Source organism: Pseudomonas sp. MWU12-2020, assembly GCF_023100605.1.
Lineage (GTDB): Bacteria > Pseudomonadota > Gammaproteobacteria > Pseudomonadales > Pseudomonadaceae > Aquipseudomonas > Aquipseudomonas fluorescens_H.
Genome location: NZ_JALMEX010000001.1, coordinates 198833 through 216203, shown reverse-complemented (window position 1 = coordinate 216203; position 17371 = coordinate 198833). Strand labels below are relative to the sequence as shown.

The following is a 17371-nucleotide window of genomic DNA, read 5'->3' as shown; positions in this document are numbered from 1 at the left end:
TCATGCGCTGGGTGTGTATTTTGTTCCCGCAATTGGCCCTCGACGCGGTGCTGCGTCAGCGTGCCGATCCCGCTGAGCCGTTGGTGCTGCTCAGTGGCCCGGCCCAGCGCCGCGTGCTGCAAGCGGTCAATCCGGCGGCGCGTCAACTCGGCCTGCGCGCCGGTCAGTCGATGACCGCCGCGCAAGCCCTGAGCAAAGGCTTTGCCACCGCCGATTACGACCTGGCCGAGGTCGAGCGCTGGCAGCAGTTTCTCGCCGCGTGGGCTTACCGGTTCAGCGCGCAGGTCAGCGTGCATTACCCGCGCACCGTGGTGTTCGAGATCGAGTCGAGCCTGGGTCTGTTCGGCTCCTGGGCGCAGTTCGAAGCGCGGCTGCGCAAGGAACTGACTGAACTGGGTTTCCGCCATCGCATCGTCGCCGCGCCCAATCCGGTGGCGGCGCGGGTGCTGGCCAACGCCTACGACGGCCTTGTAGTACCGGACGGCGAAGCCCTGCAGCATCACCTCGGGCAGTTGCCTGTCGACCGCGTCGGGCTGGAGCCGCAGGTCGCCACCGCGCTGACGCGTATGGGCCTGCGCAACCTGAACCAACTGCAGAGCCTGCCGCGTCAGGCCTTGGCCCGGCGCTTCGAAGCATCGATGCTCAAGCATCTCGACACCTTGTTCGGGGCACGGCCGCTGGCCTTGGCGTTCTATCTGCCGCCGGATCGTTTCGATGTGCGCATCGAACTGAATTTCGACGTGCAATCTCATCAGGCGCTGCTATTCCCGTTACGGCGTTTGACCGCGGACCTGTCGGCGTTCCTCTGCGGGCGTGACAGCGGCGTGCAGCGTTTCGACCTGCATCTGGAACACGCCGGGCTGCCGGACACGCTGATCAAGGTCGGCCTGCTCAGCGCCGAGCGCGATCCGGCGATGCTTTTCGAACTGGCCCGTGGACGACTGGAGCAAGTCCTGGTCGAGGCCCCGGTGCGCGGCTTCCGTCTGCGTGCCGAAGATCTGCCGAGTTTTGTGCCGCAGTGTCAGGAACTGTTCGATGACCGTCCGCAACAGACCTTGCCCTGGGAGCAATTGCGCGAACGCCTGCGTGCACGGCTCGGTGATGACGCGGTGCAGGGCCTGCGCTTTCAGGCAGACCATCGCCCGGAATGCGCCTGGCAGAACGCTGTCGACAAGCAACGTTGCACAGGTTTGCCGAGCGTGCAGCGTCCGGGTTGGCTGCTCGGCGAGCCGCAAAGCGTGCCGGAAGGTTCGGCGCGGATCCTCATGGGCCCCGAGCGCATCGAATCCGGCTGGTGGGACGGTGACGATGTGCGCCGTGATTACTACCTGATCCAGAACCGTGCCGGTCAGCAGGGCTGGGCCTATCGGGCCGTGGGCGAGGGCGGTCCGTTGTGGCTGCAGGGCTGGTTTGCATGAACGACGGCTATGCCGAGCTGCACTGCCTGTCGAACTTCAGTTTCCAGCGCGGCGCCTCCAGTGCCCTTGAGCTGTTCCAGCGGGCGAAAAAGCACGGCTATCAGGCGCTGGCGATCACCGATGAGTGCACGCTGGCCGGGATCGTTCGCGCCTGGCAAGCGGCGAAATCGGTTGAACTGCCGCTGATCATCGGCAGCGAAATCCGCATCGACAACGGCCCGAAACTGGTACTGCTGGTGGAGAACCTTGCGGGCTATCAGACCTTGTGCGGCTTGATCACTCAGGCCCGACGGCGTACGCAGAAGGGCCAGTACCAAGTGCTGCGCGAGGACTTCAGCGAGCCGTTGCCGGGTTTGCTCACGCTGTGGGTGCCGGACAGCGTCGATGACCTAGAGGAGGGGCGCTGGCTGAAGCAGACCTTCGGCGAGCGCCTGTATCTGGCGGTGCAGCTGCATCGCGGGCAGGACGACCAGCGTCGGTTGGCGGCACTGCTTAACCTGGCGGACCAGCTGCAGATTCTCGCCGTGGCCAGCGGCGATGTGCACATGCACGCCCGTGGCCGGCGCGCACTGCAGGACACCATGACCGCGATCCGCCATCACGTCCCGGTGGCCGAGGCCGGATTGCGCCTGCACCCCAACGGCGAGCGGCATCTGCGCAGCCTCGAGGTGTTGCGCGAGCTGTATCCGCCGGTGCTGCTCGACGCCTCGGTGCAACTGGCCCGGCGCTGTACTTTCGAGCTGAGCGAGTTGCGCTATCAATATCCGAAAGAGCTGGTGCCAGAGGGTCACACCGGCAGTTCCTGGCTGCGCCAGTTGACTAAAGAGGGCATCGCCTGGCGCTGGAAAAAAGGCGCGCCCTTCAAGGTGCTGAGGCAGATCAACAAGGAACTGAAGCTGATCGCCGAACTCGGCTACGAAAGCTACTTCCTCACCGTGCACGACGTGGTGCGCTTTGCCCGCGATCAGCAGATTCTCTGTCAGGGCCGCGGTTCGGCGGCTAACTCGGCGGTGTGTTATGCCTTGGGCATCACCGAGATCGACCCGGATCGCACCACGCTGCTGTTCGAGCGTTTCATGTCGAAAGAGCGCAACGAGCCGCCGGACATCGACGTCGACTTCGAGCACGAACGCCGTGAAGAAGTCCTGCAATACGTGTTCCGCCGTTATGGCCGGCGGCGTGCGGCGCTGACGGCGGTGGTCAGCACCTACCACGCCGCCGGTGCCGTGCGTGACGTGGCCAAGGCCCTCGGTCTACCGCCGGATCAGATCAATGCACTGGCCGATTGCTGCGGCCACTGGAGCGACGAAACACCGCCACTGGCGCGCTTGCTCGAAGGCGGCTTCGACCCCGACAGCCCGGTGCTGCGTCGGGTGCTGAGCCTGACCGGACAACTGATCGGCTTCCCCCGACACTTGTCGCAGCATCCTGGCGGCTTCGTGATTTCCGAGCAGCCGCTGGATACGCTGGTGCCGGTGGAAAATGCCGCCATGGCCGAGCGCACGATCATTCAGTGGGACAAGGACGACCTCGATGCGGTCGGGCTGCTCAAGGTCGACATCCTCGCCCTCGGCATGCTCAGTGCCATCCGCCGTTGCTTCGATCTGCTGCGTCGTCATCGCCATCTCGATCTGAGCCTGGCGACGATTCCAGACAAAGACAAACCGACCTACGAGATGATCAGCCGCGCCGACACCATCGGCGTGTTTCAGATCGAGTCGCGGGCGCAGATGTCGATGCTGCCGCGGCTGAAACCGGCGAAGTTCTACGATCTGGTGATTGAAGTGGCGATCGTCCGCCCAGGGCCGATTCAGGGCGGGATGGTCCATCCGTACCTGCGCCGACGCAACAAGGAAGAGCCGGAAACCTATCCCTCGCCGGAACTGGAAGTGGTGCTCAAACGCACCCTCGGCGTGCCGTTGTTTCAGGAACAGGTGATGCAGATCGCCATCGTTGCGGCCGACTACAGTCCCGGCGAGGCCGATCAGTTGCGTCGCTCGATGGCCGCGTGGAAACGCCACGGCGGCCTGGAGCCGCACAAGGAACGCCTCGCCGCCGGCATGAAGAAAAACGGCTACACCGAGGAATTCGCCGCGCAGATCTTCGAGCAGATCAAGGGTTTTGGCAGCTATGGTTTTCCCGAGTCCCACGCCGCCAGTTTCGCCTTGCTGACCTACGCCAGTTGCTGGCTCAAGTGCCACGAACCGGCGGCGTTTGCCTGCGCGTTGATCAACAGTTGGCCGATGGGTTTTTACAGCCCGGATCAGATCCTTCAGGACGCTCGCCGGCATCAGTTGCAGATCCGTCCGGTGGACGTGCGCGCCAGCGACTGGGATTGCAGCCTGGAACCGATCAGCGGCGCGCAGCCGGCGATCCGCATGGGCCTGCGGATGATCAAGGGCTTTCGCGAGGATGACGCCCGGCGCATCGAAGCGGCGCGGGCGCGCGGGGCGTTTGCCGATGTCGCCGATCTGGGCGAGCGGGCCGCGCTCGACAGTCGCGCCCAGGCGCTGTTGGCTGACTCCGGCGCGTTGCGCGGCATGGCCGGGCATCGGCATCGCGCACGCTGGGAAGTGGCCGGGGTGCAGAAACAGCTGGGCCTGTTTGCCGGGTTGCCGAGCCAGGAAGAGCCCGATGTGCTACTGCCCAAACCGAGTGTCGGTGAAGACCTGCAGGCCGATTACGCGACCATCGGCACCACGCTGGGGCCGCATCCGTTGGCGCTGTTGCGTGGTGAACTGAAGGCGCTGCGTTGCCGCAGTTCGCAGGAGTTGCTGGACGTCGAACACGGTCGGCCGGTGAGCATCGCCGGGCTGGTCACCGGGCGTCAGCGACCGGGCACTGCCAGCGGCGTGACCTTCGTCACCCTTGAAGACGAGTTCGGCAACGTCAACGTGGTGGTCTGGCGCGATCTGGCCGAGCGTCAGCGTCAGGTGCTGGTCGGCTCGCAATTGCTCAGGGTCGATGGCCGCTGGGAGCGCGAGGGCGAAGTGCGGCATTTGATCGCCGGACGGCTGAGCGACCTGAGTTCGCTGCTGGATGGTATTCGCGTGCAGAGCCGCGATTTTCACTAAACCCAGAACACCACAAATCCCCCCTGTGGGAGCGGGCTTGCTCGCGAAGACGGTGTGTCAGTCAGCACAAATGTCTCTGACAGAACGCCTTCGCGAGCAAGCCCGCTCCCACAGGGGATTTGTGTGTGTCCAGACAAGCCAATTCATTGGCGTCAAAAATATCTGTCGCCAATGATGGCACTTTGTCATAATGCCGCCCCTTTTCCGCTCCCCACCGCCTTGCCGTGCCGGGACACACCGTTTTTTTCAGAAGGAATGCACAGTGAGAATGATCTCCCGGATGTTGGTCTCAGGCGTTGCGATTGCCGTGCTCGGCACTATCGCCGGCTCCCTTGCCGGCTGCGCCACCGAAAGCTCCCGCGCACTGCCGGTGGCCAAGGTCGAGAGCGCCACGCAAGTCTGGACCGGTGCTCGCGTACCGATGGCGGTGGGCAAGTTCGATAACCGCTCCAGCTACATGCGCGGGATCTTCTCCGACGGCGTCGACCGTCTCGGCGGCCAGGCCAAGACCATCCTGATCACTCACTTGCAGCAGACCAACCGTTTCTCGGTACTGGATCGCGACAACATGGGCGAGATCCAGCAGGAAGCGGCGATCAAGGGCCAGGCCCAGCGCCTCAAGGGCGCCGACTACGTGGTCACCGGTGACGTCACCGAGTTCGGCCGCAAGGAAACCGGCGACCATCAGCTGTTCGGCATTCTCGGCCGTGGCAAGACCCAGGTTGCCTACGCCAAGGTCAACCTGAACATCGTCAATATCAGCACCTCCGAAGTGGTGTATTCGACCCAGGGCGCCGGCGAGTACGCCTTGTCCAACCGCGAAATCATCGGCTTCGGCGGCACCGCTGCGTACGACTCCACCCTCAACGGCAAAGTCCTCGATCTGGCCATGCGCGAGGCGATCAATCGTCTGGTTGATGGCATGAACGCCGGTGCCTGGAAACCGGGTAACTGATCGCTATTCATTGCAAGGAGCACCACCCATGAATCTGACTTTGTCGCGGTCGCTGCTGGCCCTGACGCTGGCCGCCAGCGCCTTGCTGGCCGGTTGCAGCAGCCCGAAAACCCTGTACCAGTGGGAAGACTACCAGCCGCAGGTTTACGAATACTTCAAAGGCGAAGAGCCAAAAGAAGCTCAGGCCGAAGTGCTGGAGCGCGACCTGCAGAAGATCCGTTCCACCGGCAAGGCCGTGCCGCCGGGTTACCACGCGCACCTGGGCCTGCTGTACCTGAGCATGGGCAAGGACGATCAGATGGTGCAGCAGTTCCGCACCGAGAAAGCGCTGTTCCCCGAGTCCGGCCCGTACATGGATTTTCTGCTTAAAAACGCCAAGACCGGAGACGCCAAATGATCTCGCGTACCCTTAAACTGCTGGCCGCCGGATTGGCCCTGACCGTGCTCGGTGGCTGCGTCGCACCGAAAACCGTCGACTATTCGGCGTACAAACAGGCGCGCCCGAAGACCATTCTGGTGCTGCCACCGCTGAACACCTCGCCGGACGTCAAGGCTTCCTACAGCTTGCTGTCGCAGGTGACGTTCCCATTGGCTGAAGCCGGTTACTACGTGCTGCCGATCACCCTGGTGGACGAAACCTTCCGCCAGAACGGCCTGACCACCCCGGATGACATTCATCAGGCACCGGCCAACAAGCTGAAGGAAATCTTCGGCGCCGACGCTGCGCTGTACATCACCGTGACCGAGTACGGCACGCGCTACATGGTCATCAGCAGCGAAACCGCCGTGACCGCCACCGCCAGACTGGTGGATCTGAAATCCGGCACCACGCTGTGGACCGGTTCGGCACGGGCGTCGAGCGAAGAGGGCGGCAACAACAGTGGTGGCGGCCTGGTCGGCATGCTGATCACCGCCGCGGTAAAGCAGGTGATCAACAGTTCGACCGATGCCGGATACCCGATTGCCGGCGTGGCGAGCAATCGCCTGTTGTCGGCCGGTCAGCGCGCAGGCCTGCTGTATGGCCCGCGTTCGCCGAAGTACGGTACTGACTGACAATTATCGGCACGCCTGAAATCTCCTGTGGGAGCGGGCTTGCTCGCGAAAGCGGTGTGTCAGCCACTTATTTGCCAACTGACACACCGCTTTCGCGAGCAAGCCCGCTCCCACAAGGGGAAGGCGTTTCGCAGCCGATTTATTTGGCGTCGGCCAAAACCGCTCGCCAACGCCCGGTGCTTCCGTCCACGCTTGCAATGAGCGGGTCGGCAAATCGAAATCATCCCGCCGACCAATCGTATCCAGACCCTGCATCTCGACGCCGAAGGCGATATCCTGCGCCACACCTATCTGTGCAACGGCGCATAACGCTGGAACACCGTGTTCGCCCGAGGCTAAAGGAGTGTTCGAATGACCGAGAAGAAACTGGAAACCACGGTCGACCGCGTCTACCAAGGGATTTACCAGGCGATCAGCAAGCGTTCGCTGCGTCCGGGGATGAAGCTGGGCGAAGCGTCGCTGGCCGAACTGTTCAATGTCAGCCGCACGTCGGTACGCGCCGCGCTCAAGCAACTGGAAGCCGAGGGGCTGGTCACCACCGAGCCCAATAAAGGTGCATCGGTGTCGCTGCCGAGCAACGAAGAGATCCGCTCGCTGTTCGAAACCCGTCGGCTGATCGAGATCGGTATGGTCACCGAACTTTGTCGGCGCAAGGACACCGCCGCCATGCAGGTCTTGCGCGAGCACCTGCTACTGGAAGACGCAGCCCACGCGGCGGGCGATCACGAGCAACTGATTTACCTGCTCGGCGAGTTCCACCTCAAACTGGCGCGCAGCCTCAATAACCCGGTGCTGCTCGACTGGTTCCAGAAGCTGATTTCCCGCGCCTCGCTGTACGTCGCCGCGCTGGATGACGACAGCCATGAAGCCTGCCGCGACAACGAACATTTGCGCCTGATCGAATACATTGAAGCGGGTGACCAGAGCGCCGCCATCGAACTGACCTGCACGCATTTGAACGGCATCGAGAAGGCGATTCTCGACGTCGCGGCGAAGATGAAAACTGGCTACCATCCGCTCAAGCACCTGATCGGGGTTTAAAGCCGAACCCGGTGTGAAATCGGCTATAACCTAATGAAACCATTACGGCCGGTGACGCTCGAAACAGACGGGCGTCGCGGCGTTCTGCCGTCGCGATGTATCGGGCAAACACCACAGGACACCGAGTCAATCGATGCAGTTTTTATCCGATAGCCACGGTTGTGAGGGCTGGAAAGGCGAGATGGCCGGGCGCATTTGTGCGTTCGACTGGAGTCAGACCGAACTCGGCCCGCTGGACGCCTGGCCCGCCAGTCTGTGCAGCGCCGTGCAGTTGATGCTGGCGTCCCCCTTGCCGATGGTGATGCTCTGGGGCCGCGCCGGCTACATGATCTACAACGACGCCTACTCGCAGTTTGCCGGTGGCCGCCACCCGTATCTGCTGGGGGTGCCGGTGGAACTGGGCTGGCCGGAAGTCGCCGAATTCAATCGGCATGTGGTCAATACCTGTCTGGCGGGTGGCACCTTGTCGTTTCGCAACAAGGAACTGGTGCTGTTGCGTGATGGCGTGCCCGAAGACGTCTGGATGGATCTGTATTACAGCCCGGTGGCCAACGATGACGGTGTGCCGGCCGGGGTAATGGCGATGGTGGTCGAGACCACCGACTTAGTGCGCTCCGAGCGCCTGCGTCAGGCGGCTGAAGATGCCTATCGCGCCGACAACGAGCGGGTGCGTCTGGCACTCAATGCCGGGGCTTTGCTTGGCTCGTTTGTCTGGGATGTGAAGAACAATGTGTTGTCGGCGGACGAGCGTTTCGCCCGCACGTTTTCGTATCCACCGGATCAGGACCTGAGCAATCTGCCGCAGTCCTACTGCGAAGCGCGGATCCACGCGGATGATCTGGCGTGGGTGAACGATCGGGTCAGCCATTCGCTGCAGACCGGTGAGCCCTACAATGCCGAGTACCGGGTACAGCGCCCGGACGGCAGTTATCTGTGGGTGCTGGCCAGCGGCGCCTGCGAGTTCGACGAACACGGTTCGCCGTTTCGATTCCCCGGGGTGTTGATCGACATTCACGAGCGCAAGAACGCCGAAGAGTCCCTCCTCAAATTCACCCGCAATCTGGAACAGCGTGTGGCCGATGAAGTCGGGGCGCGACTGGCGGCCGAGGAGCAATTACGCCAGTCGCAGAAGCTCGAAGCCATCGGCGGACTGACCGGCGGCGTGGCCCACGACTTCAACAACCTGCTGCAGGTGATCGCCGGCAATCTGCACCTGCTGGCGCGGCATGAGCCGGACAATGCCAACGTGCAACGGCGGGTCAGCGCGTCGCTGGCGGCGGTCGAGCGTGGGGCCAAGCTGTCGTCGCAATTGCTCGCCTTCGCCCGGCGTCAGCCGTTGTCACCGGCGGTCTGCGATCCACGGCAGATCTTCGATGGTGTTGGCGAACTGCTGCAACGCGCCCTCGGTGAGACCATTCAAATCGACGTGCAGTTGCCGCATGAGCCGTGGCACATCAACGTCGACCGCAATCAACTGGAAAACGCCATTCTCAACCTGGCGATCAACGCCCGGGACGCGATGAAGGGCGAGGGCACCATTGTCCTCAGCGCCGTCAATACTCGGCTGGACAGCAGCTTTTGCACCGGCAAAGGCATCGTTGCCGGCGATTTCGTGCGGGTGATGGTCAGCGATACCGGCGTCGGCATTGCACCGCAAATGCTCGAGCAAGTGTTCGAGCCGTTCTTCACCACCAAGGCCGATGGTCAGGGCACCGGGCTCGGTTTGAGCATGGTGTTCGGCTTCGTCAAACAGAGTGGCGGCCACGTCGAGATCGAAAGCACCGTGGGCGAAGGCACTCGGGTGCAATTGTTCTTTCCGCGCAGCCTGCGCCCGATCCTCGAAGAGTCACCGAGCCTCGGCAAGCAGCAGGGTGGCGGCCATGAAACCATTCTGGTGGTCGAGGACAACGACGCGGTGCGCGCCTCGGCCGTGGAGTTGCTGCGCGAAGAGGGTTACCGCGTGCTGACCGCCGGCAATGGCGACGTGGCGATGCAGATGCTGCTGGACGGCGCGAAGGTGGATCTGATTTTCACCGACGTGGTGATGCCGGGGCTGATCAAAAGTTCTGATCTGGCCGCGTGGGCCAAGGTGCAGAGGCCAGCAGTGGCGGTGCTGTTCACCTCCGGCCACACCCGCGACATCATCTCGGGCAACCACCAGTTGAGCCCGGACACGCACTTGCTGGGCAAACCGTATGGCCCGCAGGCGTTGTTGCAGATGATTCGTTCGGTGCTGAGTGCCTGACTGGCTAATGCCCAATTCTCTGTGGCGAGGGGATTCATCCCCGATGGAGTGCGCAGCACTCCCCTGCATTTTTCCAGCTATATGGCATTTGCAGTGACTGCGCCGGCTGCGCCGCCGATCGGGGATAAATCCCCTCACCACAGGGTTCAGCTTCGCCCCTAAATTTTTCTGCAGGGATAGCCAATGACTTCCAAGCGTAATTCCAAGGCCCCCACCGGCATGGTCCGGGTGCGTGGCGCCCGGGAACATAATCTGAAAAACGTCGACGTCGATATCCCTCGCGATGCGCTGGTGGTGTTCACCGGTGTATCCGGTTCGGGCAAGTCGTCGTTGGCCTTTTCGACCTTGTACGCTGAAGCCCAACGGCGCTATTTCGAGTCGGTGGCGCCGTATGCGCGGCGGCTGATTGACCAGGTTGGCGTGCCGGATGTCGATTCCATCGAAGGCCTGCCGCCGGCCGTGGCCCTGCAACAGCAGCGTGGCACGCCGAGCACGCGTTCGTCGGTGGGCAGCGTGACCACGCTGTCGAGCCTGATCCGCATGCTCTATTCCCGCGCCGGCAGTTACCCGCCGGGGCAGCCGATGCTCTACGCCGAGGATTTTTCGCCGAACACGCCACAGGGTGCGTGCCCCGAGTGCCATGGCCTTGGGCGAGTCTATGAGGTGACCGAGGCGTTGATGGTGCCCGATCCGAACCTGACCATCCGCCAACGCGCCGTGGCCTCCTGGCCGCTGGCCTGGCAAGGGCAGAACCTGCGCGACATCCTCGTGACCATGGGCATCGACGTCGATATCCCCTGGAAGAAACTGCCGAAAAAACAGCGCGACTGGATTCTGTTCACCGAAGAAACCCCGACCGTGCCGGTGTACGCCGGGCTGACCCCGGAAGAAACCCGGGTTTCCCTCAAACGCAAGATGGAGCCGAGTTATCAGGGCACCTTCACCGGCGCCCGCCGCTACATCCTGCACACCTTTACCCACTCGCAAAGTGCGCTGATGAAGAAGCGTGTTTCGCAGTTCATGCTCGGCAGCCCGTGCCCGTTGTGCGACGGCAAGCGCCTCAAGCGTGCAGCGTTGTCGGTGACCTTTGCCGGTTATGACATCGGTGAACTGTCGCAGATGCCGTTGCTGCAAGTGGCCGAAGTACTGCGGCCAGTCGCAGCTGCAACGTATCTGCAGCAGTCCGAGGAAAGCGGCGAAACCCTCAGTCATGCGCAAACCCGCGAAGCCCGCCAGCAGCGTGTCGCTCGTGGCGCCAGCGGCCATGCAAGTGCGCCGGACGTGCGCCACACACCGAACCTGTCGCTAGAAAAACGCCTGGCGGCGCAACGGATTGCCGAGGACTTGCTGGAACGGGTCAGCACCCTGACCGATCTGGGTCTCGGTTATCTGGCGCTGGAGCGCAGTACGCCGACGCTGTCGTCCGGCGAGCTGCAGCGTCTGCGTCTGGCGACGCAATTGGGTTCGCAATTGTTCGGCGTGATCTATGTGCTCGACGAGCCGTCCGCCGGTCTGCATCCGGCCGATGGCGAGGCGCTGTTCGAAGCCTTGCAGCGCTTGAAGGCCGACGGCAATACGCTGTTTGTGGTCGAGCACGATCTGGAAACCATGCGCCGCGCCGACTGGCTGATCGACGTCGGCCCGGCAGCGGGCGAGAAGGGTGGGCAGGTGTTGTACAGCGGCCCGCCGGCCGGGCTGGCCGAGATTGCAGCGTCGCAGACCCGCGCCTATCTGTTCGCTGAAAGCCAGCGGCAGATCCGCACTGTGCGCAAGCCGACCGGGTGGCTGAAACTCGATGGCATCAGCCGCAATAACCTGCACAACCTCAGCGCTGAATTTCCCTTGGGCTGCTTCACCTCGGTGACCGGGGTTTCCGGTTCGGGCAAGTCGAGTCTGGTCAGTCAGGCGTTGCTGGAGCTGGTCGGCGCGCAACTGGGGCGGCCGGTGGTGGAGGACGAGCCGGAAGAACTCAGTCTGGAAGACGATGCGCCACAGGCCAGCAGCGGTCAGGTGACAGCGGGGCTGGAGACGATCAAGCGCCTGGTGCAGGTCGATCAGAAACCCATCGGCCGCACGCCGCGCTCCAACCTGGCGACCTACACCGGGCTGTTCGACAACGTGCGCAAGCTGTTCGCCGCCACGCCCGAGGCACGGGCGGCGGGGTATGACGCCGGGCAGTTTTCCTTCAACGTCGCCAAGGGCCGCTGCCCGACTTGCGAGGGCGAGGGTTTTGTCAGCGTCGAGTTGCTGTTCATGCCCAGCGTGTATGCGCCGTGCCCGACCTGTCATGGCGCGCGCTACAACCCGCAGACGTTGGCGATTGAGTGGCAAGGCCTGAGCATCGCGCAGGTGTTGCAACTGACCGTGGATGAGGCGGTCGAGGTGTTTGCCGAGCAACCGGGGATTCGTCGTTCGCTGGAGGTGCTGAGGGATATTGGCCTCGGATATCTGCGTCTGGGCCAACCGGCCACCGAGTTGTCGGGGGGTGAAGCGCAGCGGATCAAACTGGCCACCGAGTTGCAGCGCAATCAGCGTGGCGCGACCTTGTATGTGCTGGATGAGCCGACCACCGGGCTGCATCCGCGGGACGTCGATCGGTTGTTGGAGCAACTGGATACGCTGGTCACGGCAGGACACACGGTGATCGTGGTCGAGCATGAAATGCGCGTGGTGGCGCAGAGTGACTGGGTGATCGACATCGGCCCGGGGGCCGGGGATCAGGGCGGCAGGATTGTTGTGGCGGGCACGCCGCAAAAAGTGGCGGCGAGCAAGAAGAGCCGCACGGCGCCGTTTCTGGCGCGGGCCTTGAGCCGATAGCCAAGGTGTTCCAACCGGCCCCCACAGGGGCTGCCGTTTACTCGGAAGATGACACACCGCAATCCCTTGTAGGAGTGAGCCTGCTCGCGATAGCGGAGTGTCAGCCAGAAATGAATTAACTGACCTGGCGCCATCGCGAGCAGGCTCACTCCTACAGGGGCTGTGTTCTCAACCGAGCAACCTGATGGCGGTATGTCAGGCACCGTCAAGCGTGCGGCGGACCTTGTCCAGCAGTTCGCTGATCTGGAAGGGCTTGACCAGCATATCCATGCCGCTGCCGAGGAACACCTGACGATTGATCGCGGTTTCGGCATAACCGGTCATGAACAGGATCGGCAAGCCGTCACGCCAGCCCCGCGCCACGTCCGCCAGCTCGCGGCCACTCATGCGCGGCAGGCCAACGTCGCTTAGCAGCAGGTTGATCGTCGGGTCATTCTGCAAACGATCCAGCGCGGTTTCGATATCCGCTGCCTGGGTGCAGCGATAACCCGCGTCCTCCAGCACTTCGGTGACGAACATGCGCACTGCCGGCATGTCCTCGACAATCAGCACATGCTCGCCCGAGCCCTGCGGGTCGACCACCACCGGAGCAACATCAGCTCCAGTCGGGTCGCTGGTGGCCGGCAGCATGATCGTCACTTCAGTGCCGCGCCGTGCCACGCTGCGAATGTGGGCATCGCCGCCGGACTGGCGGGCGAAACCGTAGATTGTCGACAGTCCCAACCCGGTGCCCTGGCCCAGCGGTTTGGTGGTGAAGAACGGGTCGAACACCTTGTCGATCACGCTGTGCTCGATGCCGGTGCCGTCGTCGCGCACCGACAGTGCGACATAGGCGCCATCGGCCAGGTTCGGATCACCATGGGAATAGGCGGCATAGGTGTTGACCCAGATATTGCCGCCCTTGGGCAGCGCATCCCGGGCGTTGATCACCAGATTCAGCACCGCGCTTTCCAGTTGCACCGGATCGACCAGGGCAATCGCCGGTTTGTTGGTCAGTTCAAGCTTGAGGGTGATGCGTTCGCCGATGGTGCGCATCAGCAATTCTTCCAGTGAGCGCACCTGCTCGTTGATGTCTACCGGCCGCGTGTCCAGCGGCTGTTGGCGGGCGAAAGCCAGCAGGCGATGGGTGAGGGACGCCGCGCTCATCGCCGAATTGAGTGCCGCTTCGGCGTAGAACTGCACCTTGTCCGGCCTCGCGTCGGCTGTGCGTTTCTGAATCAGCTCAAGGCTGGTGATGATCCCGGTCAGTAGGTTGTTGAAGTCGTGGGCGATGCCGCCGGTGAGCTTGCCCAGCGCGTCCATTTTCTGCACTTGCAGCAGTTGCGCTTCGGCGCGCACGCGCTCGGCGACTTCCTTGGCCAGTTGCGTGGTGGTGTCATCCAGTTGCGCCAGATGCGAGCGCTCGCGACGGCGGTGTTCAGTGACGTCCTCGACAAACACCAGGCTCAACTGCGGCGTGCGGTACGGCGAAATCTGCCACTCGGTTTCGCGGATCTCGCCCTGCACGCGCATGTTCAACGTGCCTTTCCAGCGCTCGCCATCGACCAGCCGCAGGCGCAGCTCGTTGAGGATCGCGCCCTGGTCCTCGTCGAAGCATTCGCTGAGGGTTTCAGGGTTGCGATTGTCCTGAATCATCTGCGTGAAGGCGTGGTTGCACTCATGCACTTTCAGGTTGGCATCGAGCACGGCAATCGGCGCTGAAACGTTGACGAAAATCTCGCGAAAGCGTGCCTCGCTTTCACGCAGCGCGTTTTCCGTGTCGCGTACCCGCAGCAGGGTACGCAGGGTCGCCAGCAGCACGTCCGGGTCCACCGGGTGAATCAGGTAGGCATCGGCGCCGGCGTCGAGGCCGGTGATGATGTCGCCGGTCTGGATCGACGCGGCGGACACGTGGATCACCGGCAGCAACGCGGTACGTGCATCGGCGCGCAGGATGCGCACGATGTCGAAGCCGCTCATGTCCGGCAGGTTGACGTCGAGGATCAGCGCATCGAGCGGCTCGCTCGCGATCAGCGCCAGGCCCTCGCTGCCGGTGCCGGCCTCCAGCACTTCGTAACCATGGCGCTCCAGACGCCGGCGCAAGGCGTAGCGGGTGGCGACGTTGTCGTCGACGATCAACAGACGGATGTCACGTTTCATCGACGTTCTCCAAGGCGAGCGCCAGTGGAATGATCACGAAAAAGGTCGAGCCGACCCCCGGTGTGCTGTCCATCCCGACCTCGCCGCCGAGCAGCGCCGCGAAGCGCTTGCACAGCGACAAGCCGAGGCCGGTACCACGCAGGCGTTTCTGCAATGGCGAGTCGACCTGCGAGAAGTCCTCGAACAATGCACCATGCAGCTCCGGCGCGATACCGATACCGGTGTCGCTGACGGCAAAACGTACTTTGTCCGAGCCTTCCAGGCGCGCCGAGACTCGCACTTCGCCACGGGTGGTGAACTTCAACGAGTTGGAAATGAAATTGCGCAGAATCTGCGCGAGTTTCTTGTCGTCGGTGTACAGGCGCGGCAGGCCGACCGGTTCTTCGAAGATCAGATCCACCGCCGAGGCATCGACGATCGGCCGGAACATCCCGCGCAGGGCGGAGAACAGGTCGAACATGTCGAACCACGCCGGGGAAATGGTGATTCGCCCGGCTTCGATCTTCGCCAGATCGAGCAAGTCATCGACCATGTCGCTGAGTTCACGGGCGGCGCTGCTGACGAACGCCACCTGCTTGTGCTGCTCGGGGCTGAGCGGGCCGTCGAGTTCGTCGGCCAGCAAACTGTTGATGCTCAGGATCGAACCCAGCGGGGTGCGGAACTCATGGCTCATGTACGACAGGAAACGGCTTTTCAGGTCCGAGGCCTGCTTCAGCTCTTCCGCCTGGGTATCGAGTTCGGCGTAGAGCGCCAGCACGCCCTGATTGGTTTCGTCGAGTTCTTCGCGCAGGGCGGCGGTCTCGCTCTGCAACTGGGCAATCAGCGCAGCCTGCTCGGCGGGGTTCAGGGTTGGCGACTCAGCCATGGGCGGCCTCCAGGGCAACGACCAGCACCGTTACATCGTCGCGCCCGCGACAGAAGTCGCGGTGCAGGACGCTGGCTATCACGGCAGGATGGCGGTGCACCAGGCCGGGGTAGTCTTGAAGATTCCAACGGGACTGCAAGCCGTCGCTGTACATGATCAATAGATGTCCGTTCACGTGAGCATAGTCAAAAGGCTGGGCTTTCCGGTATTGGCCGCCGACGATGCCCGGATGCGAGGCCAGCCCCCGCGACTTGTCGGCGGTGATCAGGCTGGCGCCGATGTTGCCCACGCCAGTAAAGGTCAGGCCGTCGCGGGCGGCATTGAACTGGGCGAACGCGGCGGCGCCGCCACGGCTGCCGATCATGTCGCGGTGCATGTCCTCCATCAGCAGCACCGGGCTGGCGAACGGGGTCGCGGCGAACACCCGCTCGCCGGCCTTGGCCGCGCGTTCGGCATCCTCACCGTGGCCGAGGCCGTCGATGATCAGCGCACTGACGTTGGCGCCGTTGTACGCCAGATGCCAGGTGTCGCCGCACGCCGGATCGTTGTGCAACGAGTGCTGGCTGACGCCGTAGCGCAAGTCCTGTTGACGGTCGCCGCGCGGGTACAAACGCGCCAGCAGCACCGCGCCACGGGCGTCGGCGTGGACGTCGAAGACTTCGGTCTGCCGCGCCACGGCACCCAGTCCAATGCCCTGAGTGCCGCCGGTGGAAAAGCCATCGGTGAGGCAGGCGTCGAGGTCAAAGCCCTGAGCACGATCCACCGCGAGCATCTCGATGCCGAATCCGTTGGGGCGCGGCAGCAGGCGCAGGTGAACTTCGCCGCGGCTGGCGTGCTTGAGCACATTGCTCGCCAGTTCGGTGGCGACCAGCGCCACCCGCCCGGCATCGGTCGCATCAAAACCGTGTTGCTCGGCCAGCCGTTGCGCGGTGCGCCGGGCATGGCCGATCTGGCTGCTGTCTTCGATCAGCAGCACCTGGGTCAGCGACCCTGCGATATTCATGTCCATCGGGTGATCGTTATTCGCGTGCCCTTGCCCGGCTCGGTGTCCAGTTCGAACTCCTCGACCAGGCGTTTTGCCCCGGTCAGGCCCAGGCCCATGCCGCTGCCGGAGGTCCAGCCGTCGGTCATCGCCAGTTTGATATCGGCAATACCGGGGCCTTCGTCGCGGAACGTCAAGCGCAGACCGACCTTGTGATCTTCATCGAGAATCTGCCAGTCCATGTCGCCGCCGCCACCGTAAACCATGGTGTTGCGGGCCAGTTCGCTGACCGCCGTGACCATTTTGGTCAGGTCGATCAGGCGCATCCCGCATTCGGTGGCCAGTTTGCGGGCGGTCTGGCGTGCGAGCACGACATCCTGCTCGATATGGATGGGTTGAGTACCGCTGCTGCGTACGGTCATTGCCGGTTTACTCGTTCCTGCAGCAGTTTCATCCCGCGCTCGACGTTCAGTGCGGTGCTGACACCCGGCAGGGTCAGGCCGAGCTCGACCAGGGTGATCGCCACCGCCGGCTGCATGCCGACCAGCATGGTTTCGGCGTCCATGATTTTTGACAGGGCGGAAATCGTGCTGATCATCCGGCCAATGAACGAGTCGACCATGTCCAGCGCCGAGATGTCGATCAGCACACCACGCGCCGAGGTGTTGCTGATGCGCTCGGACAAGTCGTCCTGCAACGTGAGGGCGAGTTGGTCATGCATGTCGACCTGAATGGTGACCAGCAGGAACTTGCCCATTTGGAGAATCGGGATACGTTCCATC

13 protein-coding genes and 1 pseudogene are annotated in these 17371 nt (G+C 63.2%); 8 read left to right on the top strand and 6 right to left on the bottom strand.

Annotated features, from left to right (window positions below):
* The first annotated feature begins 2 nt into the window (after positions 1-2).
* From M0814_RS01055 to M0814_RS01035, 5 genes are all read left to right on the top strand, one after another.
* On the top strand, positions 3-1418 hold the full coding sequence (locus M0814_RS01055; protein ID WP_103484083.1) for a DNA polymerase Y family protein: 1416 nt from the start codon (positions 3-5) through the stop codon (positions 1416-1418).
* The gene (locus tag M0814_RS01050; RefSeq protein ID WP_103484082.1) at positions 1415-4492 is read left to right on the top strand and encodes an error-prone DNA polymerase; all 3078 of its coding nucleotides are present in this window, start codon (positions 1415-1417) and stop codon (positions 4490-4492) included. The genes M0814_RS01055 and M0814_RS01050 overlap by 4 nt, the downstream gene beginning before the upstream one ends.
* Positions 4493-4760: 268 nt before the next feature.
* Positions 4761-5447, top strand: a complete 687-nt coding sequence (locus M0814_RS01045) for a CsgG/HfaB family protein (protein WP_167734216.1) — start codon at positions 4761-4763, stop codon at positions 5445-5447.
* Between the two features lie 28 nt (positions 5448-5475).
* Entirely contained in the window at positions 5476-5844 is a 369-nt protein-coding gene (locus M0814_RS01040) for a DUF4810 domain-containing protein (RefSeq protein WP_003225593.1), read from the top strand.
* Positions 5841-6500, top strand: a complete 660-nt coding sequence (locus M0814_RS01035; protein ID WP_003225580.1) for a DUF799 domain-containing protein — start codon at positions 5841-5843, stop codon at positions 6498-6500. Before M0814_RS01040 ends, M0814_RS01035 begins: the two co-directional genes overlap by 4 nt.
* Before the next feature lie 150 nt (positions 6501-6650).
* On the opposite strand, the pseudogene M0814_RS01030 reads toward M0814_RS01035, so the two are convergent.
* A pseudogene (locus M0814_RS01030) lies at positions 6651-6728 on the bottom strand (flavin reductase family protein); the annotation flags it as partial.
* A gap of 123 nt (positions 6729-6851) precedes the next feature.
* Between M0814_RS01030 and M0814_RS01025 the strand changes: the two are divergent.
* From M0814_RS01025 to M0814_RS01015, 3 genes are all read left to right on the top strand, one after another.
* Positions 6852-7541 carry a GntR family transcriptional regulator gene (locus M0814_RS01025; RefSeq protein WP_045122485.1) on the top strand — a complete coding sequence of 230 codons (690 nt, stop codon included), beginning with the start codon at positions 6852-6854 and terminating at the stop codon, positions 7539-7541.
* Between the two features lie 133 nt (positions 7542-7674).
* The gene (locus tag M0814_RS01020; RefSeq protein WP_103486619.1) at positions 7675-9786 is read left to right on the top strand and encodes a PAS domain-containing hybrid sensor histidine kinase/response regulator; all 2112 of its coding nucleotides are present in this window, start codon (positions 7675-7677) and stop codon (positions 9784-9786) included.
* Positions 9787-9969: 183 nt separating this feature from the next.
* Complete coding sequence (locus M0814_RS01015) at positions 9970-12603, top strand: excinuclease ABC subunit UvrA (RefSeq protein ID WP_103486618.1); 2634 nt, start codon at positions 9970-9972, stop codon at positions 12601-12603.
* Between the two features lie 195 nt (positions 12604-12798).
* Here the strand turns inward: M0814_RS01015 and M0814_RS01010 are convergent, their stop codons facing one another.
* From M0814_RS01010 to M0814_RS00990, 5 genes are read right to left on the bottom strand one after another with little or no spacing between them, the layout of a single operon-like run.
* Complete coding sequence (locus tag M0814_RS01010; protein WP_103486617.1) at positions 12799-14742, bottom strand: response regulator; 1944 nt, start codon at positions 14740-14742, stop codon at positions 12799-12801.
* Positions 14732-15607: an ATP-binding protein gene (locus M0814_RS01005; RefSeq protein ID WP_003225574.1), complete on the bottom strand. Its 876-nt coding sequence runs from the start codon at positions 15605-15607 to the stop codon at positions 14732-14734. The genes M0814_RS01010 and M0814_RS01005 overlap by 11 nt, the downstream gene beginning before the upstream one ends.
* Entirely contained in the window at positions 15600-16610 is a 1011-nt protein-coding gene (locus M0814_RS01000; protein WP_103486620.1) for an ATP-binding protein, read from the bottom strand. Before M0814_RS01000 ends, M0814_RS01005 begins: the two co-directional genes overlap by 8 nt.
* Positions 16607-17011 (bottom strand): anti-sigma regulatory factor, encoded by a 405-nt coding sequence (locus M0814_RS00995; protein WP_003225570.1) that lies wholly within the window; start codon positions 17009-17011, stop codon positions 16607-16609. The genes M0814_RS01000 and M0814_RS00995 overlap by 4 nt, the downstream gene beginning before the upstream one ends.
* On the bottom strand, positions 17008-17370 hold the full coding sequence (locus M0814_RS00990; RefSeq protein ID WP_003225568.1) for an STAS domain-containing protein: 363 nt from the start codon (positions 17368-17370) through the stop codon (positions 17008-17010). The genes M0814_RS00995 and M0814_RS00990 overlap by 4 nt, the downstream gene beginning before the upstream one ends.
* Position 17371 lies beyond the last annotated feature (1 nt).

Excerpts from the sequence above, each read along its gene's own strand:
- M0814_RS01055 (WP_103484083.1), top strand. The coding sequence starts at position 3 with ATGCGCTGGGTGTGTATTTTGTTCCCGCAATTGGCCCTCGACGCGGTG.
- M0814_RS01050 (WP_103484082.1), top strand. The coding sequence starts at position 1,415 with ATGAACGACGGCTATGCCGAGCTGCACTGCCTGTCGAACTTCAGTTTC.
- M0814_RS01045 (WP_167734216.1), top strand. The coding sequence starts at position 4,761 with ATGATCTCCCGGATGTTGGTCTCAGGCGTTGCGATTGCCGTGCTCGGC.
- M0814_RS01040 (WP_003225593.1), top strand. The coding sequence starts at position 5,476 with ATGAATCTGACTTTGTCGCGGTCGCTGCTGGCCCTGACGCTGGCCGCC.
- M0814_RS01035 (WP_003225580.1), top strand. The coding sequence starts at position 5,841 with ATGATCTCGCGTACCCTTAAACTGCTGGCCGCCGGATTGGCCCTGACC.
- M0814_RS01025 (WP_045122485.1), top strand. The coding sequence starts at position 6,852 with ATGACCGAGAAGAAACTGGAAACCACGGTCGACCGCGTCTACCAAGGG.
- M0814_RS01020 (WP_103486619.1), top strand. The coding sequence starts at position 7,675 with ATGCAGTTTTTATCCGATAGCCACGGTTGTGAGGGCTGGAAAGGCGAG.
- M0814_RS01015 (WP_103486618.1), top strand. The coding sequence starts at position 9,970 with ATGACTTCCAAGCGTAATTCCAAGGCCCCCACCGGCATGGTCCGGGTG.
- M0814_RS01010 (WP_103486617.1), bottom strand. The coding sequence starts at position 14,742 with ATGAAACGTGACATCCGTCTGTTGATCGTCGACGACAACGTCGCCACC.
- M0814_RS01005 (WP_003225574.1), bottom strand. The coding sequence starts at position 15,607 with ATGGCTGAGTCGCCAACCCTGAACCCCGCCGAGCAGGCTGCGCTGATT.
- M0814_RS01000 (WP_103486620.1), bottom strand. The coding sequence starts at position 16,610 with ATGAATATCGCAGGGTCGCTGACCCAGGTGCTGCTGATCGAAGACAGC.
- M0814_RS00995 (WP_003225570.1), bottom strand. The coding sequence starts at position 17,011 with ATGACCGTACGCAGCAGCGGTACTCAACCCATCCATATCGAGCAGGAT.
- M0814_RS00990 (WP_003225568.1), bottom strand. The coding sequence starts at position 17,370 with ATGGAACGTATCCCGATTCTCCAAATGGGCAAGTTCCTGCTGGTCACC.